This window comes from Massilia sp. 9I (genome assembly GCF_902506415.1).
Classification (GTDB): Bacteria; Pseudomonadota; Gammaproteobacteria; order Burkholderiales; family Burkholderiaceae_D; genus Telluria.
Genome location: NZ_LR733275.1, coordinates 3,016,854 through 3,042,871, shown reverse-complemented (window position 1 = coordinate 3,042,871; position 26,018 = coordinate 3,016,854). Strand labels below are relative to the sequence as shown.

Here is a 26,018-nt window from a genome sequence, read left to right as displayed (position 1 = left end):
TAGTGATTAACTTACGAACATATTAGCGAATATCGAGGGTCGCGCTTAAGTGCGGCATAAATCGTGATTATCCGAGACAGGCCCTCCGGCCTCAAGCTGTTCCTGCTGCTGCGCGGTTCGATCCTTCCCAGGATCCTGCCCGCGCTCCTCGTCAACATCGCGATCGCCACCCTGGTGACCTGGTCGCACGGCGATCTGTGGGACGTGAAGATCACCCTCACCACCATTCCCTTCACGCTGATCGGCCTGCCGCTCGCGATCTTCCTCGGCTTTCGCAACAACTCGGCCTACGATCGCTTCTGGGAAGGGCGCAAGCTGTGGGGCGCGCTGCTGCTGCACAGCCGCAGCCTGGCGCGCCAGTGCCTCAGCCTGATCGACGCCCCTGAGCCGGCGCACATCCGCAACGGAATGCAGGATGTGCGGGTGCGCATGGTCCTGCGCGGCAGCGCCTTCTGCCACGCCCTGCGCGACGCGCTGCGTGGCCTGGCGCCTGACGCCGCACTTGCCAAGCTGCTGCCGCCCGACGAACTGGCCGCGCTGGCACGGGCGCCGAACAAGCCCGACTACCTGATGCAGCGCATGGGCCAGGACCTGCGCCTCTGCCTCAAGGAAGGACGGATCGAAGCCTGCCTGGCCGCCAACATCGACACCACGATGTCATCGATGACGGCTGCCGCCGCCGCGTGCGAACGGATCAAGAGCACGCCCATCCCGTTTTCCTACACCCTGCTGCTGCACCGCACGGCCTACCTCTACTGCTTCCTGCTGCCCTTCGGGCTGGTGGACACGATCGGCTTCATGACGCCGCTGGTGGTGGCCATCGTGGCCTACACCTTCTTCGGCCTCGATGCCCTCGGCGACGAGCTGGAAGAGCCCTTCGGCCTGGAGCACAACGACTTGCCGCTGAACGCGATCTGCCGCGCGATCGAGATCGAGCTGCGCGCCGCGCTCGGCGACGAGGACCTGCCGCCACCCCTGGCGGCGGTCGACTACTGCCTGACCTGACGAGACGTCCCTGGAGAGACAATGCATCACGACGAACACGTTCAACTCGACCGCATCCGCCTTCCGCAGCTGCGCGACCGTATTACTAGCGCCGACGGCGCCGCCGCCTGGATCAAGGACGGCATGACCGTCGGCATGAGCGGCTTCACCCGCGCCGGCGATGCCAAGGCGGTGCCGCTGGCGCTGGCCGAGCGCGCCAGGTGCGAACCCCTGAAAATCACCCTGATGACCGGCGCCTCGCTCGGCAGCGACATCGACAAGACCCTGACCGAATCGGGCGCGCTGGCGCGCCGCATGCCTTTCCAGGCCGACCCGGCCCTGCGCGCGGCGATCAACCGCGGCGAGGTAATGTTCGTTGACCAGCACCTGTCGGAGACCGTGGAACTGCTGCGCACGCGCCAGATCGCACCGGTCGACGTGGCCGTGATCGAAGCGGTGGCAATCACCGAGACGGGCGCGATCATCCCGACCACCTCGGTCGGCAACAGCGCCAGCTTCGCGATCCTGGCGGAGAAGGTGATCGTCGAGATCAACCTGAGCCAGTCGCCGGCGCTGGAGGGCCTGCACGATATCTTCATCCCCAAGCACCGCCCGCGCCGCGAGCCGATGCCGCTCATGAACGTGAACGACCGCATCGGCAGCGCGGCGATCGAGATCCCGCCGGAGAAGATCGTCGCCATCGTCATGACCGAGAAACACGACAGCGCTTCCACCATCCTGCCGCCGGACGCGGAGACGGCGGCGATTGCCGGCCACCTGATCGGCTTCTTCGTTGAGGAGATCGAGCAGGGCCGCCTGACCGAGCGCCTGATGCCGATCCAGGCCGGCATCGGCACCATCGCCAACGCCGTGGTGTCGGGCCTGATCGACGGGCCGTTCAAGAACCTGAGCATGTATTCGGAAGTGCTGCAGGACTCGACCTTCGAGCTGTTCGATGCCGGCAAGCTGGATTTCGCTTCGGGTTCGTCGATCACACTGTCCGAAGCCAAGGGGCGCGAGGTGTTCGCCAACATCGAGCGCTACAAGGAGCGCCTGGTGCTGCGCCCGCAAGAGGTGAGCAACCATCCGGAAGTGATCCGCCGCTTAGGGATCATCGCCATCAACACGGCGCTCGAGTTCGACATCTATGGCAACGTGAACTCGACTCACGTCTCGGGTACGCACATGATGAACGGGATCGGCGGCTCGGGCGACTTCGCGCGCAACGCCTATCTGTCCGTGTTCGCCACCAAGTCGGTGGCCAAGGGCGGCAAGATCTCGAGCATCGTGCCGATGGTCTCGCACGTCGACCACAACGAGCATGACGTCGACATCGTCGTCACCGAGATCGGCCTGGCCGACCTGCGCGGACTGGCGCCGCGCGAACGGGCGCAGCGCATCATCGACAACTGCGTGGCGGAGCCGTACAGGCAGATGCTGCGGGAGTATGTAGAAGAGGCGAACCGGGGAGGAGGGCAGACGCCGCACGTGCTGGAGAAGGCGTTCTCGTGGCATGTGCGGTATAGGGAGACGGGGTCGATGCTGGCGGCGTAACTTGGATCCCGGCCTTCGCCGGGATGACGGTTTTTGAGCTTGCCACTACGATATGAGCCGTCGTTCCGGCGCAGGCCGGAACCCAAGTTCCCATCCGAAGTCGCAAACCGCGATTACTTCGCAGCCGTACGCGCCTTCCCAAACGGATCCCCCGCCTTCCACGCCGGCGCCTTCGGCGAATCCGCCACCATGCGGCCCAGGTTCAGCGTAAACTGCGCCTGCTGCACCATGCCCGACAGGTCCCAGTTCGGATCGTATTCGTCGTTCGCCTGGTGGTAGCGCGCGCCGTAGGCCTTGCGCTTGGCGTTGTTCGCTTCCACCTCGTTCACCCAGCTGTTGCCCGACCCGACGGAGAACGCCGGCACACCAGCCTTGGCGAAGCTGAAGTGGTCGCTGCGGAAGTAGCCGCCGCCCAGGTCAGGTTTGCTTGGTGCGATCACCATGCCCATGCTCTTGGCGGTGGCGGCTGCCATCGCGCCCAGGTCGGTACGCTCGCTGCCCGGGGTGGAGACGTCCTTCACCAGGCCCACGAAGTTCAGGCTGTCCAGGTTCAGGTTGGCGACCGTCTTCTCGAGCGGCCACAGCGGCTTGGCGGCGTAGGCGGCGCTGCCCAGCAGGCCCTGTTCTTCGGCGGCCACCCACAGGAACATCTGGCTGCGCTTGGCCGCGTTGCGCACGGCTTCCTGCGCCATCGCCAGCAGGGCGGCGGTGCCGGAGGCGTTGTCGACAGCCCCATTGAAGATGGTGTCGCCTTCGGTACCCTGCTTGCCCATGTGGTCCCAGTGGGCGCTGTACACCACCAGCTCGTCCTTCAGTTTCGGATCGGTACCCGGTACCACCCCGGCCACGTTGAATTCGTTCAGGGTGCGCACTTCGGCGCGCGCTTCGCCTTTCACGCGCGCGTTCAGCACCACCGGCTTGAAGTTCTTGTCCTCGGCAGCGGCGCGCAGCTGGTCGAGGTCCTGGCCGCCGGCGGCGAACAGCTTGCGTGCGGTGGCGTCGGTCATCCAGCCCTGCAGGCCGGTGCCCAGCTTGCCCTCGGCCAGCTGGAAGCGTTCCGCCGCCGCCCAGCTGTTCTGCACCACGCTCCAGCCGTAGGAGGCCGAGGCGTCGGTGTGGATCAGCAGGACGCCGGCCGCACCCTGGCGCGCCGCTTCTTCCAGTTTATAGGTCCAGCGGCCGTAATAGGTCAGGCTTTCGCCGTTGAAGCGCTTCGGTTCCGCAGCGGTCGGCTTCGGATCGTTCACCATCATCACCAGGACCTTGCCCTTGAAGTCCTGGCCCTTGAAGTCGTCCCAGCCTTCTTCCGGCGCATTGATGCCGTAGCCGACGAAGACCATCTCGGCGTCCAGGGTGTGCTCCGCCTTGGCGTCGCCAGGTCCCCAGACCCAGTCGGCGCCGAACTGCAGCGGCAGCTGCTGGCCGCCCGCCACTAGAGCCAGGTTGCTCTTCTGCGGCAGCGCGCGTACGCCGGCGATCTTCACCGGCTGGCGGAAGCTGCCGTTGTTGGCCGGCTGCAGGCCGACCGCGGCGGCCTGGGTTTCCAGGTAGGTGACGGTCAGTTCGCCGCCGCGCTGGCCGGTGCCGCGGCCTTCGACGGCATCGGATGCCAGGAAGGCGAGGTGGGCGCGCAGCGGCGCTTCCTTGACGGTGGCGGCTTGGACCGGTTTCGACGCCTTCGGCGCGGCGGCGTGGGCCGGGTAGGCCAGCGCCAGGCTGCTAGCGAGGGCGGTGAGGACAACGGAGGAGACAATCTTGTGCATGGCTTCCTGCTGCGGTGGTTGATCGGGTAGTGCACGGCGTGCGCCGAACATTGTATGCCAACCCATCAATAAAACCACAACACATCCGAGGACACCGTCATGCCCGTTCCCGGCATCCGCCGCGGGGCGCCGGGCGGCAGCAGGTGCTCGGGCAGGCCGGGCATGCGCTCCTCGACGACCACCGCCATCACCTCGTCGTCCGGCAGGTCGATGGTGAAGCGCAGCAGCTGGTCTTCCATCCCGTACAGCGACAGCGTCCACGCGCTTTCCTTCGACGTCAGGGCGCGCCCGTTCAGCGTGGAGCGGTGCGGCTTGGTGCCGGCCGCCCACATCTCGATGTGCGGCGCGCGGTTCTTCGAGCGCAGCGTGAATTCCACCTGGCGCAGCTTGGGTTTCTGCAGGGGCTTGGCCAGGCGCGGGCTGCGCAGCAGGAAGGCTTCCGGGAAGGCGACTTCATCGATCTTCGGCGCCACCGCATACCACTGGCGCGGGCTGTGCCAGCCGAAGGCGTCGACGTTGATCGCCGGCCGCTCCAGGTTCGGGAACAGCTGCTTCGACCAGCCGTCGAGCGACTGGGGCGGCAGCAGCCACCAGGAACGCCAGCTGTTCATGTCCTTGAGATACACCAGGCGGTTCGGTTCGAGGGCGGGGCGTTCCTGCGCCAGCGGCGCGGAGGCCTGGCCCGGCAGCGCCACGCAGGCCGCCAGCGCCAGCGCCGCGGCGGCGATCACCACGCGCCCGAGCGGCAGCAGCAGGAGCAGGCTGGCGAAGCACAAGAGCATGATCGCGATCACCAGGGTCGTTGGATGCAGCCCGTGCGGCGCGAGTTCGGTCCAGGTGTCGCGCAGCGCCGGCGCCATCAGCAGCAGCGCCGGGGCCAGGCCGCCCGCCAGGATCAGGAGGCGAACAGGCTGGCTGCGCGGCGCCTGCAAGGCGGTGAATGCCGCCAGCGCCGCGGCGAGCGGCCACGCCAGCAGCCAGGCCGTATCCGGCGCATTCAGGAGCGCCAGCAGCAGCGCCACGCTGAGCCAGGCCATCGCGCCCAGGAACACCGAGCTTGCCCCGGCGAGCCGGCGCAGCAGATACAGGGCGCCGATGAACAGGCAGCTGCCGGCGACCAGGAACACGATGGCCGGGCCGCTGTCCTGCATCTGGGTCAGTGCCCGCACCTCCTCGTTGCGCTCCCACAGCAGCATACGGGTCGCCACCAGCAGCAGCGCCATGCCGAAGAAGCCCTGCATCAGGGGCGCCACCGTGCTGCCGCTCTGTTCCAAGGCGCGGCGGTAAGCCCGCACCAGCATCAGGCAGCACAGCGCGCCCAGGCCCCAGCTCAGGATGGCCGGATGCTGCACGCCCCCGACGATGGGCAGGGTGAACCAGGCGTGCGGCTGCGACTTGCCGCGCACCAGCGCCGCGTCGCCGTAGTGGCGCGCCAGAAGCAGCATGTTGTCGCCCAGTTGGGCCAGCATGGCGGGGTCGAGGCGTTCCACGCTGTCGAGCGTGCGCTCGCCGTCGAAGGGGCGGCCGGTGTTCACGAACAGCAGGATCGGGGCGTCGATCGCGGCCAGGGGGCCGAGGCGCGGCGAGTCCGGCAGCATGTGATACAGCCGCGCCATCAGCGAAGAGCCGTCCAGCCCCAGCGCCTGCATCCGGCCGCGCAGGATGCTGCTGCCCGCGCCGGCCGCGTCGTACAGCATGGCGGGACCGCTGCTCCCGGCCGCGTCGAACTTCAGGGTCAGCCCCACTTCGCGCGCCAGCGCATGCTGTTCGGCGAAGCCCTTGGCGCCGAGGCCTCCGACGTCTTCGCCGTCCATGAACAGCAGCAGGATGTCGTTTAGATGCGCGTTCGCGTGCGCCGGGCCGTTCCTGAGAGTACGTGCCGTCTCGATCATGGCCGCCACCTGGGCCGCCCCGCGCGCCGCGCCCAGCGTGGTCTTGCCGCTGTCGTAGTGGCCGGCCAGCAGCAGGGCCGGCCGGCGCAGGCGGTCGGGCGCGCTGCCCGGCAGGCGCACCACGACGTTGTGCACCAGGCCGACCGTCATGTGGACGTTGCCGCCCCAGTAGCGGATGCTGGGTTTCCAGACGGTGGCGGTCTGCACCATCGGTGCGAGGCCAATGGCGCGCAGCTGCTCGACGATGTAGGCGCGCGCCTGGGCGTTGCTTTGGGTGGCGATCGGCCTGGGGCTGGCGGCCAGCGCGGACACGTGCCCCATCATGCGATCGAGCGCGGGCCGCGCGGCCGGCGCCGGTGGGGCAGGGCTGCGGGTGGCGGTCCATGCCAGCAGGGCCAGCACGATGATGGCGAACAGGCCGGCCGCCAGCGCGGCCAGGCCGGGGGCGCGCGGCGGCGCCGTCGGTACTCCAGCGGTGAACATTCTCTCTCCTCTTTTATTGGTGTTTTTTCTGTGCTGCGGGTGTGGTCGGCGGTGCTCTCCTGCGTGGCTGCGAATCATTGGGCGAAAAAAAGCCCGCGATGAATGCGGGCGAAGAAGGGACTGGTACGGCTTATTCGAGTGTCCAGACGTAGGCGATCTGTCCCCATCCGGCTTCGGCGACGCCGTTGTTCGTGGCCGGCTTGAACTGGCACAGGCTCAGGGCGTTCAGCGCGGCGCGATCGAGTTCGCGGTGGCCGCTCGACTTCTGCACCTTCGCGTTCTGCACGCGGCCGTCGGTGCCGACCAGCAGGGCCAGGGTCACGGTGCCGGTGTCGCCGTTGCGCGCCGCATTCACCGGGTAGTCCGGCTTGGCGCAACCGTCGGCGTTGGCCAGCACGGCGCTGAACATCTGGCCGGGGTTGCTGTTGCTGGTCGCCGGCTGGGCGGGCGGCGCGTCATTGGTCGACGGCTGCGCCTGCTCCACGACCGGCTCCTGTTCGGTGGTCGCCAGCACCTGTTCTTCCAGTGGCGGCTGTTTCGTCTCGACTTCCTGCTTCGGCACCACGATCGGCGGCTTGACGGCCTTCACTTGCGGCGTCGGCGGTTGCTCCGGCGGCGGAGGCGGCACTTCGGGCTGGATCCACACCGTGGCGTCCTCGATCAGCTTGGGCAGGGTGAAGGTCTTGGCGTTCATCATGTTGACGACACCCAGGGCCACCAGCGCATGCAGGCCGGCGACAAGTGCGAACTTACCGGCTTTGCCACCGGTCCCATCGTTGAGTTGCGTGAAGTGCATGGCGATCTCCTCTTTTTGTTACATCCGGCAACGGGGTCGCAGGACTTTTTGCTTAAGGAAAGATATGCATCCGACTACTGTTGGAATCAATATATGCTAGGTGCTAGCAATATGTAAAGCCCTTTCTTGGTAATTTTGCTTCCAGTTGTAAGAGTTCTGGTCCTGGAAGGGAGATTGGAGAGGGTCTCGCGTCGCGGCCCGTTGTATGAAATAATCCTCTTACAACCCGCATGCTTTCCGTCGCTTGGTACACATAGCTGCCAGAGATTGGTAAGCAGATGTAAGCGGGTTATGTCAGCGGCCGAAAGAACAGGAGTGATACTGGTGTCCGAACAGAAAAAACCGATCCGCGTCATGCTTGCGGACGACCACCCGATCGTCATGACCGGGTTTGCCATGTCGCTGGAGGCGGCCGGCATGCAGGTGGTGGGACAGGCCAAGACCCCGAGCGAGGCGGTGTCCCTGTATGCGGCGCAGCAGCCCGACGTCGTGATCCTCGACATGCGCTTCGGGACCGAGCTGACCGGTCTCGATGCCGCCCAGAGCATCCTGAAGGACGACCCGCGCGCGAAGATCATCTTCCTCAGCCAGTTCGACCAGGACAGCCTGATCAAGGAAACCTACCGCATGGGCGCGCACGCTTTCGTCACCAAGGATTGCGACCCGTCCGACCTGGTGACGGCGGTGCGCCACGCCCATGACGGCAAGCTGTACTTCCTGCCGCAGATCGCGTCGCGCCTGGCCAGCATGGCGGTGCGCGGCGACGTCACGCCGCAGTCGCAGCTGGACGAACGCGGGCTGGAGATCTTCAAGCTGATGGCCGAAGGCCTGACCAACGCGGAGATCGCCGAGAAGCTCGACCTGTCGACCAAGACCATCAGCAACATCAGCCAGTCGATCAAGGAAAAACTGGGCGTGCACCGCCAGGCCAACATCACCCTGCTGGCCGTGAAGCACGGCCTGATCGAGCCCTGACGCGTTCATGAACTTCCCGCGGACCCTGCGCGCGGCCCTGGCCACACTCGCGCTGTGCATTGCCGGCGCTGCGGCCGGCGCGCAGATACAGGCGCCGAAGGACGAGGAAGCCATGGGCTTCCGCTCGCAGATCATCACCGGCGACGACAGCGAGGTCACGCGCCGCATCGCTGAAGACCTGTACAAACGCCTGCTGCCGACCTTCGCCGCCTTCCGCACCGAGCTGGCCCAGCGCCACCGCATGCTGTACGTGGCGATCGGCCCCACCGCGCTGCGCGACGTCATCATGCGCCGCTGCGACTGCGTCGTGATCTCGGCCTTCACCTCGAGCCAGGTGTGGCGCTCGCTGACCACCCGGCTGCCGCCTGGCCGCATGGCGCGCTTCACCGCCGTGTATGCCGAGCCGGCGCCGGCCGACCAGCTGCGCCTGGCCACCCTGCTGTACGGACGCCCGGTGCGGGTCGGCGCCATCCTCGGCCAGGACACCGCCTTCCTGCGCCCGGCGCTGGAAGGGGACGTCGACGTCCAGTCCTTCGTGCCCGGCGACGACATCAACCACACGCTCAACCGCATGACGCGCTCCGAAGCCCTGCTGGCGATGCCCGACGGCGACGTCTACAACCCGGAGAACGTGCGCAACATCCTGCTCTCGACCTACCGCCGCAAGCAGGGCGTGATCGGCTTCTCGGCCGACATGGTCAAGGTGGGCGCGCTGGCCACCACGTATTCCGAGATCGAGGACATCAACACGCAGGTGGCCGAGATCGCGGCCAACTTCGTCGCCACCGGCGAACTGGCGCCACCGCAGTTCCCGCACTACTTCCGCACCGTGGTTAATGAAGGCGTGGCCAGGTCGCTCGACCTGCGCGTGACCAGGGAAGCGCGCAGCTTCGCGCGCCTGCCGGCGCGGCCGGTGGCGCATGTGAAGACGGCCAGGCCATGAAGCTGCGATTCTGGCGCGGCTGGAGCATCGGCCGGCGCATGACCTTCATCACCATGATGCCGGTGACCTTCCTGTTCACCAGCTTCGTGTGGTACTCGTATTACTCGCACCGCGCCCAGGTGGCCGAGGAGCTGTCCGAGCGCGGCCGCACCCTGGCGCGCGCGCTGGCCGAGACCAGCGAATACAACGTCATCTCGGGCAACTTGTCCGACCTGCGCCTGACCATCAACGGCCTGGTGCAGTCGGACAGCAGCATCTACCGCATCGAGGTGGTGGGCGTGGACGGCGCCCAGGCCGTACGCGTCGATTCCGAATCGGCCATCGACGCCCAGCCGCATCGCTACGAGGCGCCGATCAAGAAGCAGGTGGTGTGGATCAACCTGTTCACCGACAACGGCACCCCGCACGTGTCGGCATCGAGCGACCTGCGTCCGCCCACGCTCACCACCGAGATCGTGGGCTGGGTGCGGGTGACCATGTCGCCCTCGAACATGATGGCCAAGCAGACCCGCCGTTTCCGCTTCGAAGTGGCGATGGCGGCGTTGGCGCTGGCGGTGAGCGGCGTATTGGCCTGGGTGCTGGCGCGTTCGCTGACGGTGCCGCTGCGCGAAGCGATCGGCGCCCTTTCCCGCATCCGCAACGGCGACTTCCGCGTGCAGCTGCCGGTCACGACCGGCGGCGAGGTCGGCGAGCTGCAGGCCTCGATCGGCGAGATGTCGCTGGCCCTGGACGAATCCAAGCGCGACCTGGAAAACAAGGTGGCCGAGCGCACCCGCGACCTGCTGGCCTCGCGCAACGAGGCGCTGCGCGCGGATGCCGACAAGCGCAAGCTGATCCAGAAGGTGAACTCGATCATCGAGGACGAGCGCAAGAGCATCGCGGTCGAGATCCACGACGAACTGAACGCGTCCCTGATCGCGGCCCGCCTCGAAGCGCAGGCGATCGGCGCGCTGGCCGCCAAGGCGCCCTCGAGCCCGGAAGTCGAGGAAATCGGCCGCAAGTCGCAGGCCATCACCAAGCTGGCGCTCGACCTGTACGCCAACGGCCGCCGCCTGGTGCGGCGCCTGCGCCCCGAGGTGCTCGACATGCTGGGCCTGCACGGCGCCGTGGAAGAGATGGTGCGCCACTACGACGGCAGCTCGGGCTGCAGCTTCGAATTCCACGGCGAGGGCGATTTCTCGCGCCTGTCGAACGAGCTGGCGATTTCCGCCTACCGCATCGTGCAGGAAGCGCTGTCGAACATCATGAAGCACGCCCAGGCCACGTCGGCCCAGGTGCGCCTGGTGCTGGACGAGGGCGCGCAGACGCTGCGCATCGTGGTCGCCGACGACGGCAACGGCTTCGATCCGGCTAGCGCCTCCGAAGGCATCGGCATCATCGGCATGCGCGAGCGCGTCTATGGCGTGCACGGCGTGATGGACGTGCGCTCCAGCGTTGGCGGCGGCACCGTGGTGGCGATCACGCTGCCGCTGCATGCGCCGGCCACTGTCTCATCAAGCTAACACTTCCACTTTTATAGAAACAATCATGGCTGAACACCTGCTGACCCCTTACGAGAAGGGCAACCTGAACCAGACCACCACCCTGGCGGAATGCATCACCTGGTACGAAGACCTCGCGCGCAGCTATCCGCAAGTGCTGCGCTTTTCCCAGGTGGGCGTGTCGGATGCGGGCGTGCCGATCCACGCGGGCGTGGTAAGCAGCGACGGCGTGTTCGACCTTGATGCGATCAAGCGCGCGGGCCGCCCGGTCTTCTTCAACAACAACGGCATCCACCCGGGCGAGCCGGAAGGCGTGGACAGCTGCATGGCGCTGGTGCGCGACTTCTGCACCCAGCCCGAGCGCCTGGCGGCGCTGGGTAACACCGTGTTCCTGTTCGTCCCGCTGTACAACGTGGACGGCAGCCTGAATCGCGCCGACACCTCGCGCGTGAACCAGGACGGACCCGAGCAGTTCGGTTTCCGCGGCATGAGCCGCCACCTCGACCTGAACCGCGACTTCATCAAGTGCGACAGCCTCACCGCCCAGGTGTTCAACAAGCTGTTCACGGCCTGGGACCCGGACGTGATGGTCGACACCCATACCTCGAACGGCGCCGACTACAGCTACACCATGACCCTGATCCACACCCAGCCGGACAAGCTGGGCGGCGAGCTGGGCGAGTACCTGCGCGGCACCATGCTGCCGGCCATGTACGAAGGCATGCAAGCACGCGGCTGGCCGACCTGCCCCTACGTGAACCCGGTCAAGGACAGCCCGGACCACGGCATCGCCGACTTCCTCGAGACCCCGCGCTTCTCGACCGGCTACGCGGCCCTGCATCACACGATCGGCTTCATGCCCGAGACGCACATGCTCAAGCCCTTTAAGGACCGCTACGAGTCGATGCGCGCCCTCGTCGAAACCGCGCTCGAGTTCACCGTCAGGAATGCGGCGCAGATCCGGGCGCTGCGCCAGGCAGCGAAACAGGCCGGCCGCACGCGCCGCGAGTGGCCGATTCATTGGGCGATGGACGAAGCCAATCCGGATTCATTCCGCTTCAAGGGCTACGAGGCCGGCTACAAGCCGAGCGTGCTGGGCACCTACAGCCGCCTGTGGTACGACCGTAGCAAGCCATGGGAGCGCGACATCGCCTGGTACAACCGCTTCCCGGCCGACCTGAGCGTGCCGGCGCCACGCGCCTACGTCGTGCCGCAGCAGTGGCGCGAAGCCATCGAGCGCCTGCAGTGGAATGGCGTGCGCATGGAGCTCGTCGATGCCGACCGCGTGCAGGAAGTGGACTACTACCACATCGCTTCCGTGAGCTCGCGTCCGAACGCCTACGAAGGCCACATGTTCCACGACGACGTGGTGCTGGAAAAGCGCCGCGGCCAGGTACAGCTGCGCGCGGGCGATTTCATCGTTCCGCTCGACCAGGACAATGCGCGTTACGCGGTCGAGACGCTGGAGCCCCTGGGCCACGACAGCTTCTTCCGCTGGGGCTTCTTCAACAGCGTGCTGGAGAAGAAAGAGGCGTATTCGGACTACGTGTTCGAGGATCACGCGGCCGAACTGCTAAACGACGAGCCGGCGCTGGCGGCCAAGTTCGACGCGTGGAAGGAAGCAAATCCCGCAATGCTGTCGAACCAGGAAGCGGTGCTGGATTTTATTTTCGCGAACTGCGAGCGCTATCGCGAACCGGAGTGGAGGCGGTATCCGGTCTTCATGCTCGGCTGACCGCACGCAGGCACGCAGGGCGCGGCACGTGGCTCAGCGCTTGCGCTTGTTGAGCAGGTGACGGATGCGCGCGCTGAGCGCGCTGAAGTCATATGGCTTTTGCAGCAGGTTGACATTGTCGCGCAACCTGCCTTCTTGGGTCAGGATCCCCTCGGCGTAGCCCGATGTATACAGGATCAGCGCATACGGCAGGGTAGCGCGCATGACGTCCTCGAGCTGCAGGCTGCTGACCGGGCCGGGCATGACGACATCGCTGAACACCAGGTCGATCTGTTCGCCGCTCTGGATGACCTCGACCGCCTGCGCGGCGTTCTGGGCCTGCAGGACGCGATAGCCGAGCATCGACAGGCTTTCACAGCTTGCCTTGCGCACGCTCGCCTCGTCTTCCACCACCAGCAGGGTCTCCGGACCGCCCTCGGTCCAGTCCGCCACCGTCAGCTCGGGCGCGCTGGGCGTGCCATCGCTGCGCGGCAGGTAGATCCTGACGCTGGTTCCGTGTCCGGGGACGCTGGTCAGGGCGATTTCACCGCACGACTGCTTGGCGAAACCGTAGGCCATCGACAAGCCGAGGCCGGTTCCCTGTCCGGCCGGCTTGGTCGTGAAAAAGGGCTCGAAGACCCGTGCCAGCACGTCGGGCGTCATGCCCTTGCCGGTATCCGCCACCTCGATCATGACCCAGTGCTGGGATGACGGCTGCGCCGGCATGACCTCGTCGGGAGCGACGTTGACGGCCCGGATCGTTAGCTCTCCTCCCTCTGCCATGGCGTCGCGTGCATTGATCGCCAGGTTGAGCAGGACATTGTGGAGCTGGTTCGGGTCTACCAGCACGCATCCCAGGTCCGATGCGATGTCCGTCGTGATGCGGTGATGTGGTCCGAACATGCGGCGAGTCATGTCTTCCATCTCGCGCAGCAGGTGCTCGGGATGGGTGACGACCGTCTGCAGCGGCTGCCTGCGCGCGAACGCGAGCAGCTGCGACGCCAGCTGGGCGCCGCGCTTGACGCCGGTCAGCGCCGTCTCCACGCGCAGGCGGCCGTTTTCCTTGAGGCCGTCGCCCAGCTTGAGCAGCTGGAGGTTTCCGTTAATGATCTGCAGGACATTATTGAAGTCATGGGCGACGCCACCGGTGAGCTGTCCGATCGCTTCCATTTTCTGGGATTGCAGCAGCGCGGACTGGCTTGCTGCAAGATCTTCCCGGCTTTGGCGCAGCGAGGCGAAGGCCGCGGCAAGCTGGCGCCGCGTCACACAGGAATTGCTGTGGTAGCGGACGCGCGCAACCAGCTCGCGTGGGTCCGGCCACTTGACCAGGTAGTCGCTGGCGCCGGCGTCGAAGGCTTCGGCTTTCCTGTCGGGATTGTCATCCGAGGACAGGACGATCACGGCGACGTGTTCGGTCGCCTTGTCCGCACGCAGCCGGCGTGCCACCTCGAAGCCGTCCATTGATGGCATGCGCATGTCGACCAGGACCACGGTCGCTTCCATGCTGGTGGCGCGTTCGACGGCAAGTGTCGGATCCTGGGAAAAATGAAGCCTGTGCGGTCCGAAGGCGGTCAAGCCATGCGCAACGATGTCCCGCGAGAACGACTCGTCGTCGATCAGAAGAATGGCAGGGTGGTCAAAGGTCGGTTCGGTCATTGCAACAGCCGGAAGAGGATTGAGAGATGAGGCGTATTGCAAAAGTGGCCGGCAATGGTAACCGCAGCTTGCCAATTCTCTCATCGCAGGAATCACGACCCGCCGTCGTGATTTCTGCGACGGGGGATGTCGCCGTCAAGCCCTCGCTGCGGCGGATGCGGCAGGGTATTCAGTTCACCAGTTTGTGGTGGATGGCGTAACGGATCAGCTCGGCATTGCTTTTCAAGGCCAGCTTCTCAAAGATTCGGCCGCGGTAGGTATTGACCGAGCTGACGCTGATGTCGAGCCTGGCCGCAACCTGCTTGACCGGATGACCCAATGCAAGCAGGCGCGTGACCTGCAGTTCGCGATCGGTCAGTCGTTCGTGGGCGTGGCGCGGCTGGGGCGAGGAGACTTCGTATGCCAGCAGGTCGGCCATGTTCTCGCTCAGGTAGCGTCCGCCGGCATGCACCTTACGGATGGCTTTCAGGACGAGGTCGACGGTGAGCGATTTCGTGATATAGCCTGCGGCGCCGAGTCTGAGCGCAGAAATGCCGAAGCGCTCTTCACTATGTGAACTCAGCACAAGTACCCGAAGCGTCGGAAAGCGCGCCACGACCGTCCTCAGGGCATCCAATTCGTGGGCCGGACTGAGGGTGAGGTCAAGCAGCAGCAGGTCGACCTCGACTGCATCCAGTACCGCGAGCGTCGATGCGAGGTCGGCCGCTTCGCCCACCAGGGCGATGTCTGGATCGGCAGACAACACCTTCTTGACGCCTTCGCGAACAAGCTGATGATCGTCCGCAATGACGACGCGAATCATGGTTGGCTGAGGGCTGAACAGGCTGTTGTAGTGGGCGGGGAGAGCGCGCATGAGCTCATCATAAATACGAATGAAAGTGGATGTCGTACGGTTCGTGGGGCGGCATTACGGCGGGGTATTGCGCGGCGACCCGATCGTACGGACTTTGGGGCCTGTGTGCGATTGGCAAAGTTACGACAGCTTGGGTCAATCCGTATGACTGCGAGGAGGAGGATATGCGACAGGCTGTCGCAATCCTGCCGACTTCGCTGCTGCCGGACATCCCGCTATGCTGGCAGGCATCCCGAAATATTGTCACGGGGCAACAATTTACTCTGGACACTCTGATTTTGCAAGAACCACTGCTCCGTGTACTGGTCGTGGACGACAACGCCGATGCCGCCGATGCGCTGGCGGCCTTGTTAACCTTATTTCATTGTGAGGTGCAGGTGGCCTATTCGGGCGAAGATGCGCTCGCTCTTGGCAATATGCATCGTCCTCAATGTGTCCTGTTGGACATCATGATGCCTGGCATGGACGGATGCCAAGTTGCAAGGTACATGCGCGCCTGCCGCTGGGGGCGCGAGGCCTGTCTGGTCGCCTTGACTGCGAACGACGACGAGCAAAGCCGCGACAGGACGATGCGGGCAGGTATCGATTTTCACCTTTGCAAACCCGTGAGCGCACAAGCCTTGATCGATATTCTGGAAGCCATCCGGGCGTCAGCGCCGTTGCGGAAGGAGAGCGCAGGACGATTGTGATATCTTGGAATGATCCTTAACAATCGTACAAAACACCCTCGGAAAGTCTGCAGGATGGGAAATGACGCAAGCATGCAGAAAGCCGCTCGGCTGGCGCTCATCGCATCGGGAGACGATTGGGCGATGGTCAGCATGCATCTTCCTGACGGTGCGGCGCCGCAACGGATATGTACCGCCGAGCGCGCAGACCTGGGAGCGGCGCTGGAAGCGCTCGAGGCTCAGGTAAGCCGCGAACAGTGCGACATCCCGGATATGCGCGCCAGCAGCTTGCCGCCCTCGTGTCGTGACCTGGCGCAACGCAGCGGCGTGGGCAGCTACCGCGCCGTGCGCCGCAGCTTCATGTATGGAAGCGCCGAGGGGAGCTGCGTTATCGCAGTCGCCAGCGCAGCTGCGCGGGAAGCTGGCGCCAGTATCGGACTGGAATTGATCGCCGACCTGTTCGCAGCCGGCGTCCCGGATCCCTCTGCCAGGGGAATAGCGAACGGGGACGATGCCATGTTCGGCTTCGCAGCCCCCGCGATCGACGCCGCGCCTGCCAGCGAGGCCAGGCATGCACAGGAACAGTTCCGTCTCCTGTTCGAGTCCGCGCCCGGACCCTATCTGGTGCTGTTGCCGGCGGATTTGCGGATCGTGGCAGTGAGCAATGCTTACCTCGCGGCCACCATGGTCACGCGCGAGCAGATCGTCGGCCGCCGCATGTTCGACGTGTTCCCGGATGATCCCGCGGACCAGGCGGAAAGCGGGGTCGCGGCCCTGAACGCATCGCTCCAGCGGGTCCTGCAGACCCGCCTGGCCGATGTGATGGCTGTGCAGCGCTATCCGATCCGCCGGCCGGACGGAAGCTTCGAACTGCGCTACTGGAGTCCTGTGAATTCCCCGGTCCTCGACGCGGACGGGCGCGTCATGTACATCATCCACCGGGTCGAGGACGTGACCGACTACGTGCTCGCGCACCGGCCGCCCGCCCCGGGCGCGCAGCAGGCCACGACCACCAGGCTGGAAGCCGAGATCGTGCTGCGTTCGTATGAGCTCAAGCGCATGGCCGATTCGCTGGCGCAGAGCGAGCAGCGGCTGCGCTACGTCACGCGCGCCACGAACGATGTGATTTGGGACTGGAGCATGGTCGACGATGTGCTGTGGTGCAGCCGCAGCGCGCTGGAGCCGCTCGGCAGCGTGCTCGCGCGTTCGACCACCCTGGCCGACTGGGGCGCCTGCATCCACCCCGACGATCGCGAGCGGGTCGATGCGAGCCTGCGCGCCAGCGTGGCCGCGCAGCGTGAAAACTGGTCCGCCGAATACCGTCTCTGCTTGCCCGGCGACGTCGAGCGCCATGTGCTGCACCGCTGCTTTACCGTGATCGACGAGCAGGGTGGACCGCAGCGGATGGTCGGCACCATCGCCGACCTGACCGAACAGAAGCGCCAGGAAGCGCGCGTTCGCATGCAGGCGGAAATGCTGGACTACGCGACCGACGCCATCTTGGTGCGCGACCTCGATAACCGGGTAGTTTACTGGAACCAGGCCGCCGCCGCGCGCTACGGCTGGAACAGCGATGAGGTCATCGGGCGTCCGGTGAGCGAGACCTTGTATGCCCGCTGCGCTCCGTCCGACTTCCAGCATGCCATGCAGGTGCTGATGCGGCACGGCGACTATTCCGGCCGCATGGTGCATGCGGCGGCGGACGGCCGCAAGTTCGTTGTCCACGTGCACTGGATCCTGGTGCGCCGCGAAGACGGCACGCCACGCGCGATCCTGTCGGTCGTGACCGATCTGAGCGAGCAGATCGCGCTGGAACAGCGCCTGCTGCAGATCCAGAAGCTCGAATCGCTCGGACGGCTGACCGGCGGCCTGGCCCATGACTTCAACAATTGGCTGACGGTTATCCTGGGCAGTGCCGAAGAGCTCATGGAAGCGCTCGACGGCCAGCCGGCCCTGCGCGAGGTCGCCCACATGATCCAGATGGCCGGCGAGCGCGGCGCCGAATTGACGCGCCGCCTGCTGGCCTTCGGCCGCCGTCAACCACTGACCCCGCAGACCTTCGACGTCGGAGAAGCGATCGCATCTATCCGTCCCCTGATCGTGCGCAGCCTGCCCGAGAATATCGACCTGCAGCTGGTCGACATGGACCACCGGTGGTGCGTTTACGCCGACCGGTCCCAGCTCGAGGCGGCCATCATCAACCTGTGCATCAATGCGCGCGACGCCATGCCCGACGGCGGGAAACTGACGATCCAGCTGTTGCTGGCCGACGTCGAGGAACAGGGAGCCGGCTTGAGCAAACCGCTGCCATCCGGCGAGTATGTCGTGATCGCGGTCGCGGACAATGGCGCGGGTATCTCCCAGGACGTCATGGAGCATGTGTTCGAGCCCTTTTTCACGACCAAGGACGAAGCCTCGGGCAGCGGATTGGGCCTGAGCATGGTGTATGGCTTCGTCAGGCAGTCGAACGGCGACGTGACGATCTACTCGGAACTGGGGCGCGGTACTCAGCTCAAGCTGTATCTGCCGCGCGCGCACGCCGAACCGGTGGCGCGGCCGCAGCCTGCGGCAGCCGCCGGGAGACGGCCGCCTCCCGGGCGCGCGGTGCTGCTGGTCGAGGACGACCCGATCGTGCGTGCGCACATCCGCGGCCTGTTGCGCGAGCTGCAGTGCGAGGTGATGGAGGCCTCCGGGGCGGAGGAGGCACTGGCCCAGCTGGCCGCCGGCGCTGCCGTCGACCTGCTGTTCACGGACGTCGTCATGCCCGGCATGGCCGGCACCGAGCTGGCCACGCGCGCCCGCGCCATGCGCCCCGGCCTGTCCGTCCTGCTGAGTTCGGGGTATACCTTCGAAGCCATGCGTCACCAGGACGAGCCGGCACCCGGCATCCGTTTCCTGAACAAGCCTTACGGGAAAAGCGTCCTGGCGCAAACGCTGGCGGAAGCGCTCGGGACGGGCGGGGAGACACGATGAATCCGGCTGATGAAAACACGCGCGAACAGACGCTCGTGGCGCGCAGGATGGAGGCTTTCGCCGCCCTGGCGGAGCACCTCGCCGTGCCGAACGATCTCGCCACGCTGTGCGCGCAGGTGCTGGTGTCCCTGCGCGACGATGTCGAGGCGATGGCGGTGTACCTGGTCGAGGAAGACCGGCGGCTGACGCTGCTGTTGCACGAGGGATTCCGGATGCCGCCGCCCGAGCGCGCGGCCGATGCGTGGGAGCTCTGCGGCCTCGACCCGGATCATGCCGGAGAGCGAAACGCGGACGCGGTCGTCCGCATCTTCGCTACCGGGACCGAGTCGCCGGCCTGGGTTGGCGAGCATGCCCCTGCGCTGGCGCAGGTTCCGTTTGGCGGCCGCGAGCCGGGGCAGCGGCGGGGTGTCGTGGTATTCGTGCTGCGCCGGGCCGACCACCTTCCTTCGCTGGCGGCGTTGCTGGAGCTGGTCATGCACAGGCTTGCCCAGGCGCTCGCACGGGAAGCTGCGCCGCGTGCAGGCCCCGGCGCCGGTGCGGCTGGCCGCATCCGCGTTCTGCTGGTCGACGACGATCAGCTGCTGGCCGCCTATGTCAGGCGTATCCTGGAGCGCGCTGGCTTTGCCTTCCATGCGGCGCACAACGCGCGCGAGGGTTTCGAGCTGGCCATCTCGACCGAGCCCGATGTCATCCTGATTGACAAGGTCATGCCGGACCTCGACGGCATCAAGCTGTTGCGCAAGATGCGTGGCAACGACATGCTCAGCACCGTTCCGGTCATCATGCTTTCCGGCTACGCCGACGAAACGGCGCGGGTCGCCGCCCTCGGCGCCGGCGCCGACGACTTCGTGGTCAAGCCCTTCAGCGCCAAGGACCTGGTGGCGCGGATCGAAGCCAATGTGCGCCTGGTGCGCTTGCGCCATGATGCTGTCTGGCGCCAGAGCGAGCTGCTGCGCCTGCGCCAGTCGCAGCAGGAATTGCGGACCCTGCTCGACACGGTCCAGCGGGTACGCGACGACGAACGGCGCAGACTGGCGCGCGAGGTGCATGATCAGTTGGGGCAGATTCTCACCGCGGTCAAGATCGACCTGCGCCTGCTGGCGGGCCGCATCGCGGCGCCCGGCGAGCCGACGCCGGCATGCGATATCCTGGCCGAGCTGAATGCCGGCCTGTCGGGCGTCGACCTGGCAATCGCTGCGGTTCAGGACATTGCTGCGCTGCTGCGCCCGCCCGAACTCGAGGAGGGTGGCCTGGTCGCCGCGCTGCGCTGGCAGGCCGCGGAACTGCAGCGCCGTGCTGGCATCGCCTGCAGCGTCGAGTTCGACCCGACGAACTATGTCGAGCAATCGCCTTTCGTCTCTGGCGAACTGTTGCGGATTTGCCAGGAAGCCCTGACCAACGTCTTACGCCACGCCGGTGCGACCCGGGTGTTGATCCAGGTTGCCATGCGCAACACATCGCTCCTGGTCAGGATTTGCGATAACGGTACCGGTGTACCGGAGGGGCGCCAGCACGATCCGGCCTCGCTCGGCCTGAAAGGAATGCACGAGCGGGCGGCCAGCATCCGCGCCCGCTTGCGGGTACGCGGACGGCCCGGCCTCGGCACTGTTGTCGCGATCCGCCGCCGGCAGGCGCAGCGCTGACGGCGCCTTTAGCGCGACGCCGCAATCCAGCGATCGACTTTCGCCTCCAGTACCGCCAGCGGCAGCGTGCCTTCGCCCAGCACGATCTCGTGGAATTTCGGCAGGCTGAATTTGTCGCCCAGCGCGGCTTCCGCGCGCTTGCGCAGTTCGATGATCTTCAGCGAACCGATCTTGTAGCCGAGCGCCTGGCCCGGCCACACCATGTAGCGCTCGATCTGGGCGCGTGCTTCGGCTTCCGAGTAGCCCAGCGTGTCCTGGAAATACTGGATGGCCTTTGCACGGCTCCAGCCTTTCGAGTGCAGGCCGGTATCCACCACCAGGCGCGCCGCACGCAGCATCTCGTCGTTCAGGTGGCCGAAATAGTCTTCCGGCTTGTCGAACAGGCCCATCTCCTTGCCCAGGGTCTCGGCATACAGCGCCCAGCCCTCGGTGAAGGCATTGTTGCCGCCGAACTTACGGAAGTTCGGCAGGCCCAGTTCCTGCACCAGCGCGATGTGGAAGTGGTGGCCCGGCTGGCCTTCATGCAGGTAGAGCGTGACCATGCCGGTGCTGCCGTACAGCTTCGGATCGTTCACCACCGACCAGAACACGCCCGGACGCGAGCCGTCCGCGGCCGGCGGGGTGTAGTGGTCCGAAGCGGAGGCGCGCGTCAGTTCCGGCTCCAGGCGCAGGTCGAGCGGCGCCTTCGGGCGCAAGGTGAACAGGGCCGGCAGCTTGGCGCGCACCTTGGCGTCGAGATCGCGGAACACCTCGATCACCTGCTGGTCCGAGGTGAAGGGCTTGTACTTCGGCTGTTCCGACACCCAGCGCGGCAGGCCGGCTGCCGGGCCGGTGTAGCCCATCTTCGGGCCGGTGACGGCGTACTCGCCCTGGATGCGCGCCACTTCCTTCAGGCCGATCTCGTGGATCTGGTCCGGCGTGAGGTCGGTGGTGGTCATCGCCGCCACGCGCGCCGCATACCAGGCCGCGCCGTTCGGCAGCGCATTCCAGCCGGCGCTGGTGCGGGTCTTGGGCAGGTAGTCCTTCTCCAGATAGGTCGCCAGGCGCTTGAGGGCCGGATTGAGCTTGTTGCCGATCGCCTTGCGGTAGGCCTGCTGCAGGCTGCGCTTCTCGCTTGCCGTGAAGCTCGCCGGCATGTTCCTGATCGGCGTATAGAAGATGCTGTCCTCGGCCTTGGTGGCCACCAACTGCTTGAACTGGGGGAGGGCGGACTGCATCGGCTCGCGCGGCTGCACCACGCCGCGCTTGACGCCTTCGCGCATGTTGGCGATCGACTGGTCGATGTGCGGCACCAGCTGGGCCAGGCGGTTCAGGTAGGCGCGGTAGTCGCGGGGAGTACTGAGCGGCTGGGCGCCCTGGCCGCTGGCGTAGTTCGCCAGGATCACCGGCATGCTGACCATCTGGTCGATCGGGATCAGGTGTTCCGGGAAGGCGGCCAGGCGCAGCGCGCTGTCCAGTTCGAACTTGAGGATGTCGTAGCTGGTCTGGTCGCGGCTGCCCAGGCGCTCGCGCGGGATGCTGGACAGGCGCTTGAGGTAGCTGCGGTAGAGCGCGAACTGCTGCTGGCGGATCTTCGGCGAGATCGACAGGCCCAGCTTGTCGTTGAAGCGGTTGTCGCCATTCTCGGTGGCCCATACCGGCTCGAAGCGCGCCAGCGATTCATAGTACTCGTCGGCCAGGGCGTTGATCTGCCGGCTTTCCTGGCTTGCGGCGGAGGAGGCAGGTTTGGGTGCGTCCGGCTGGGCGGCCGCTGCAGGGCCACAGGCGAGCAGCGCGGCGGCTGCCAGCGCCGCCAATGTGAAGCATGCTTTCATGGTGTTTCCTTGTGAATCAATAGCTGGCGAGCGGGCTCAAGACACCGTTCTTGAAGGTGTAGACGGTGACGGTGGTCTTCTTCAGGTTACCCTTGGGGTCGTAGCCGTAGGCGCCGACCACGCCCTGGTAGCTGATCGCGTGCATGGCCGCGCCCACCTTGGCGGCATCGACCGAATTGGCCGACTTCATGGCCTGGGCGATGAACTTGGTCTGGTCGTAGAAGGACGGCGCGTAGACGTCCGGGTCGCGCTTGAAGCGCGCCTTGTAGGCGTCGATGAAGGCCTGGCCGCCCGGCTGCTTGGCGACGATGGCGCCGGCCTGGGCGCAGCGCACGTTCTCGCCGACGGCGGCGCCGCCGAGCTTCGCCATCTCAGGGCTGCACAGGGTGTCGCCGCCCAGCAGCGGCACGTTCAGGCCGAGCGCCTTCATCTGGCGCGCCATCGGGGCGCCCTGCGGCGCATAGCCGCCGAAAAACACCGCATCCACGCGCTTGGCTTTCAAGGCGGTGAGGATGGCGGCGAAATCGGTCGCCTTGTCGGTGGTGTATTCGTGGCCGGCGACCTTCATGCCGTTGGCGGCCGCCTGGCGCTTGAATTCCATCGCGATGCCCTGGCCGAAGGCGGTGCGGTCGTCGATGACGCCGACGTTCTTCACTTTCAGTTCCTTGGCCGCGTAGGCCGCCACCGAGCCGCCCACCTGGGTGTCGCTGGCGACGATGCGGAACACGGTCGGGTAGCCGGACTGGGTGATCTTGGGATTGGTGCCGACGGTCGACATCAGGATGCCGCTGTCGTTGTAGACGCGCGAAGCGGGGATCGCCACGCCCGAGTTGTAGGGGCCCAGCACGAACTTGACCTTGGCGTCGGCGAACTTCTGCGCCACGGTGACGCCCTGTTTCGGGTCGCCCTGGTCGTCTTCGGACTGCAGTTCGAAGCGGATCGTATTGCCGCCGACCTGGATTTTCTGGGCGTTGAGTTCCTCGACGGCGAGGCGCACGCCGTTTTCGTTGTCCTTGCCGGCGAAGGCGTTGGACCCGGACAGCGGGCCGCTCACGCCGATCTTGACGACTTGTTCTGCGGCGTTAGCTTGGGTAGCGAGCAGCGCGGCCAGCGCCAGCGGCGCCATGTGCAGTTTGAATGGCATTCCCTGAGTCTCCGTTGTATGCGAACGGACGCCATCATCGCACGAAAGCTGGCGCCGGTTAAGCGCTAGGCAGGAATCCCATGCGAGATCAGCTCCAGCGGCAGCGCAGTGGTGCACTTGATCTGCTCCATCGAGAACGCCGACGAGACCCCGGTCAGGCGCGCCGCCTTGATCAGCTTTTTGTAGAAGCGGTCGTAGCCCGCGATGTCGGTGGTGACGACCTTCAGCAGGTAGTCGACGTCGCCGCTCATGCGGTGGAACTCGAGCACTTCCGGCAGCGCCTGCACGGCCGAGGCGAAGCGCGCCAGCCATTTTTCGTCGTGCTCGCTGGTGCGCACGCTGACGAACACGGTCACCGGCAGGCCGACCTTGTCGCGGTTGACGATGCTGACCCGGCTTTCGATATACCCCTCTTCCTCGAGGCGCTTGACGCGCTTCCAGCATGGCGTACTGGACAAGCCGACCTTTTCGCTGAGGCCGGAAATGGAGAGGGTGGCGTCCGCCTGCAATGCGGCAAGAATAGCGCAGTCAAACTTGTCGAGTGAGTTCATTTTCCCTATATCGATATGTGGAGAATGTATATGCCAATGCCGCGTCACAAAGCGGACAAATTAGGATATGTTTACCGGCACGACTCCGTAACATATTCAGGAACAATAACACGATCCGCAGCAACTAATTACCTTTTTGTAATTATCTTTATGAACACTGAACTTTACCTCGACGCCAACGCCACTTCGCCGGTGCTGCCGGCAGCCATCGACGCGGCCATGACGGCCATGATGGCCTGCTTCGGCAACCCGAGCAGCAGCCATGCCTGCGGCCTGCGCGCCAAGGCGCTGCTCGACGCCACGCGGGCCAGCGCGCGCCGCGTGCTGGGGGCGGCCAGCGGACGGGTGATGTTCACCAGCGGCGCGACCGAGGGCATCCAGACCGCGGTGCTGTCGGCGCTGTGCGCGGTGCGCGAGCGGCGCCGGCGCGGCGAAGCCTGCGGCGACCTGCTGCTGTACGGCGCCACCGAACACAAGGCCGTGCCGGAAAGCCTGGCGCACTGGAACCGCCTGCTCGGCACCGATCTCGAACTGCGGGTACTGCCGGTCGACGGTGACGGCCGCCACCGGCTGGACGTGCTGCGCGAACTGGCGCCGCGCGCCGCCTTTGTCTGCACCATGGCGGCCAACAACGAGACCGGCGTCGTGTCCGACCTCGACGGCATCGCCCGCGTGCTCGAAGCAACGGCCAGCCCGGCGCTGTGGATGGTCGACTGCGTGCAGGCCCTCGGCAAGCTGGCCCTGGGCCTGGACGCCACCCGCATCGACTACGCACCCTTCTCGGGCCACAAGCTGTACGCACCGAAAGGCATCGGCCTGCTCTACGTGCGCGAGGGCGCGCCCTATACGCCCCTGATGTGCGGCGGCGGCCAGGAGGCCGGCCAGCGCTCCGGCACCGAGAACATGGGCGGCATCGCTGCCCTCGGCGCGGTGCTCGGCGCACTGGAAGCGGGTGACACCTTCCGCAGCCCCACGCAGTTGCGCGCCTACCGCGACCGTCTCGCGGTGGCACTGCGCGACGCGTTCCCCGGCCTGGTGTTCAACGCCCCGCTCGAAGGCGCCTTGCCGACCACCCTGAACTTCTCGGTGCCGGGCATGAGCAGCAAGGAGCTGCTCGACCTGTTCGATGCCGCCGGCGTGCGCGTCAGCGCCGGCTCGGCCTGTTCGGCCGCCAAGGCGGCGCCGAGCTATGTGCTGGATGCGATGGGCGTGCCGCTGGAGCGCAGCGCGTCGGCCGTGCGCCTCTCCTTCGGTCCGCTGGCGGACGACGCCTTCATCGACGCCGCCTGTGCGCGCATCCTGCACTGCGGCCGGGCGCTGCTGCAGGCACGCCCCGAGGCGCGCCTGCAGCAGCTCGAATCGAACGGCGCCAGCGGCTGGCTGCTGTTCGACGACGAGGGCCGCCATTGCATCGCCATCGATCCGCCGGCGGCGCAGGCGCCACGCATCGCGGCCGACCTGCGCGCGCGTGCTTGCTTCCTGCTGGCCTGCTTCGACACCAGCCATGGCGCCGGCGGCGCCGACATCCTGGCGCAATTGCTGGACACGGCGCCGGGCTGGCCGGGCGGGGCGCAGCAGGTCGCGACGGCCAAGGGTGTGCTGGATGCGATCGCGCTCGGCCAGGACGTACTGGCGAAGGACGGCGACGCATTCCTGCTCGGCCGCCCGGAGAATGGCGTGCTGGCGCTTGACGCCGTGCGCTTCGTCTTCGGCGCGGCGCCGGGCGACCCCAAGCTCGACGCGGCGCTGTGTTGTCACCGCATCGGCGAACCGGCCGTGTCGCGTCCCGGGGCCGAGGCATTGCCGGACGAGGGCATCGACCTCGACGCGACTTCGGCCGCCGCCTACCTGGCGTCCCACCCGGATGCGCTCCTGATCGACGTACGCGAGCTGCCCGAACACGCCGCGGCCGCCGCCCAGCTGCGCGGACGCAGCGCCCACAACGTGCCGCTGTCGCAGCTGGCCGGCCAGGCTTCCCACTGGCTGCGTGAACCGCGTCCGCTGGTGTTCGTCTGCCGCAGCGGCAACCGCAGCGCACGCGCCGCGCGCCTGCTGCGCCGCCTCGGCCACGCCCAGGCCTGGCACGTCGCCGGCGGGCTGGCGCTGGCCAACTGATTCAACACACAGCGGC

18 protein-coding genes are annotated in these 26,018 nt (G+C 66.4%); 10 read left to right on the top strand and 8 right to left on the bottom strand.

Annotated elements, in window-relative coordinates; genetic code table 11:
- Positions 1-63 precede the first annotated feature (63 nt).
- Both GV068_RS13640 and GV068_RS13635 read left to right on the top strand, forming a co-directional pair.
- Positions 64-1,005, top strand: a complete 942-nt coding sequence (locus GV068_RS13640; RefSeq protein ID WP_159698557.1) for a bestrophin family protein — start codon at positions 64-66, stop codon at positions 1,003-1,005.
- Positions 1,006-1,026: 21 nt separating this feature from the next.
- Positions 1,027-2,538 carry an acetyl-CoA hydrolase/transferase family protein gene (locus tag GV068_RS13635; protein WP_159698554.1) on the top strand — a complete coding sequence of 504 codons (1,512 nt, stop codon included), beginning with the start codon at positions 1,027-1,029 and terminating at the stop codon, positions 2,536-2,538.
- Positions 2,539-2,651: 113 nt separating this feature from the next.
- On the opposite strand, the gene GV068_RS13630 is transcribed toward GV068_RS13635, so the two are convergent.
- The 3 genes from GV068_RS13630 to GV068_RS13620 all read right to left on the bottom strand — a co-directional run bounded on the left by GV068_RS13630 (position 2,652) and on the right by GV068_RS13620 (position 7,472).
- Positions 2,652-4,301, bottom strand: coding sequence for a M28 family peptidase (locus GV068_RS13630; protein ID WP_159698551.1), 1,650 nt, complete (start codon positions 4,299-4,301; stop codon positions 2,652-2,654).
- Between the two features lie 65 nt (positions 4,302-4,366).
- A complete protein-coding gene (locus GV068_RS13625) occupies positions 4,367-6,676 on the bottom strand; it encodes a M28 family peptidase (protein ID WP_159698548.1) in 2,310 nt (769 codons plus the stop codon).
- 130 nt (positions 6,677-6,806) lie between these two features.
- The gene (locus GV068_RS13620; RefSeq protein ID WP_159698545.1) at positions 6,807-7,472 is read right to left on the bottom strand and encodes an energy transducer TonB; all 666 of its coding nucleotides are present in this window, start codon (positions 7,470-7,472) and stop codon (positions 6,807-6,809) included.
- 324 nt (positions 7,473-7,796) lie between these two features.
- Between GV068_RS13620 and GV068_RS13615 the strand changes: the two genes are divergently transcribed.
- From GV068_RS13615 to GV068_RS13600, 4 genes are read left to right on the top strand one after another with little or no spacing between them, the layout of a single operon-like run.
- Positions 7,797-8,447, top strand: coding sequence for a response regulator transcription factor (locus GV068_RS13615; RefSeq protein ID WP_229464163.1), 651 nt, complete (start codon positions 7,797-7,799; stop codon positions 8,445-8,447).
- Positions 8,448-8,454: 7 nt separating this feature from the next.
- A complete protein-coding gene (locus GV068_RS13610; protein WP_229464161.1) occupies positions 8,455-9,390 on the top strand; it encodes a hypothetical protein in 936 nt (311 codons plus the stop codon).
- A complete protein-coding gene (locus GV068_RS13605; RefSeq protein ID WP_159698539.1) occupies positions 9,387-10,892 on the top strand; it encodes an ATP-binding protein in 1,506 nt (501 codons plus the stop codon). The genes GV068_RS13610 and GV068_RS13605 overlap by 4 nt, the downstream gene beginning before the upstream one ends.
- Positions 10,893-10,917: 25 nt before the next feature.
- Positions 10,918-12,606, top strand: a complete 1,689-nt coding sequence (locus GV068_RS13600) for a M14 family zinc carboxypeptidase (protein WP_159698536.1) — start codon at positions 10,918-10,920, stop codon at positions 12,604-12,606.
- A 33-nt stretch (positions 12,607-12,639) separates the two neighbouring features.
- On the opposite strand, the gene GV068_RS13595 is transcribed toward GV068_RS13600, so the two are convergent.
- The gene (locus GV068_RS13595; RefSeq protein WP_159698533.1) at positions 12,640-14,241 is read right to left on the bottom strand and encodes a response regulator; all 1,602 of its coding nucleotides are present in this window, start codon (positions 14,239-14,241) and stop codon (positions 12,640-12,642) included.
- 169 nt (positions 14,242-14,410) lie between these two features.
- Entirely contained in the window at positions 14,411-15,094 is a 684-nt protein-coding gene (locus GV068_RS13590; protein WP_159698530.1) for a response regulator transcription factor, read from the bottom strand.
- A gap of 164 nt (positions 15,095-15,258) precedes the next feature.
- On the opposite strand from GV068_RS13590, the gene GV068_RS13585 reads away from it, so the two are divergent.
- The 3 genes from GV068_RS13585 (at position 15,259) to GV068_RS13575 (ending at position 20,378) form a co-directional block, all read left to right on the top strand.
- The gene (locus tag GV068_RS13585) at positions 15,259-15,783 is read left to right on the top strand and encodes a response regulator (protein WP_159698527.1); all 525 of its coding nucleotides are present in this window, start codon (positions 15,259-15,261) and stop codon (positions 15,781-15,783) included.
- Between the two features lie 72 nt (positions 15,784-15,855).
- Entirely contained in the window at positions 15,856-18,735 is a 2,880-nt protein-coding gene (locus GV068_RS13580; protein WP_159698524.1) for a PAS domain-containing protein, read from the top strand.
- A complete protein-coding gene (locus tag GV068_RS13575) occupies positions 18,732-20,378 on the top strand; it encodes a response regulator (protein WP_159698521.1) in 1,647 nt (548 codons plus the stop codon). The genes GV068_RS13580 and GV068_RS13575 overlap by 4 nt, the downstream gene beginning before the upstream one ends.
- An 8-nt stretch (positions 20,379-20,386) precedes the next feature.
- On the opposite strand, the gene GV068_RS13570 is transcribed toward GV068_RS13575, so the two are convergent.
- The 3 genes from GV068_RS13570 to GV068_RS13560 all read right to left on the bottom strand — a co-directional run bounded on the left by GV068_RS13570 (position 20,387) and on the right by GV068_RS13560 (position 23,887).
- The gene (locus GV068_RS13570) at positions 20,387-22,192 is read right to left on the bottom strand and encodes a DUF885 family protein (protein WP_159698518.1); all 1,806 of its coding nucleotides are present in this window, start codon (positions 22,190-22,192) and stop codon (positions 20,387-20,389) included.
- A gap of 16 nt (positions 22,193-22,208) precedes the next feature.
- Complete coding sequence (locus tag GV068_RS13565) at positions 22,209-23,336, bottom strand: branched-chain amino acid ABC transporter substrate-binding protein (protein WP_159698515.1); 1,128 nt, start codon at positions 23,334-23,336, stop codon at positions 22,209-22,211.
- Positions 23,337-23,401: 65 nt separating this feature from the next.
- Positions 23,402-23,887, bottom strand: a complete 486-nt coding sequence (locus tag GV068_RS13560) for an Lrp/AsnC family transcriptional regulator (protein WP_159698512.1) — start codon at positions 23,885-23,887, stop codon at positions 23,402-23,404.
- A 150-nt stretch (positions 23,888-24,037) separates the two neighbouring features.
- Here GV068_RS13560 and GV068_RS13555 point away from each other — a divergent pair, with 150 nt between their 5' ends.
- Positions 24,038-26,002: an aminotransferase class V-fold PLP-dependent enzyme gene (locus GV068_RS13555; RefSeq protein ID WP_159698509.1), complete on the top strand. Its 1,965-nt coding sequence runs from the start codon at positions 24,038-24,040 to the stop codon at positions 26,000-26,002.
- Positions 26,003-26,018 lie beyond the last annotated feature (16 nt).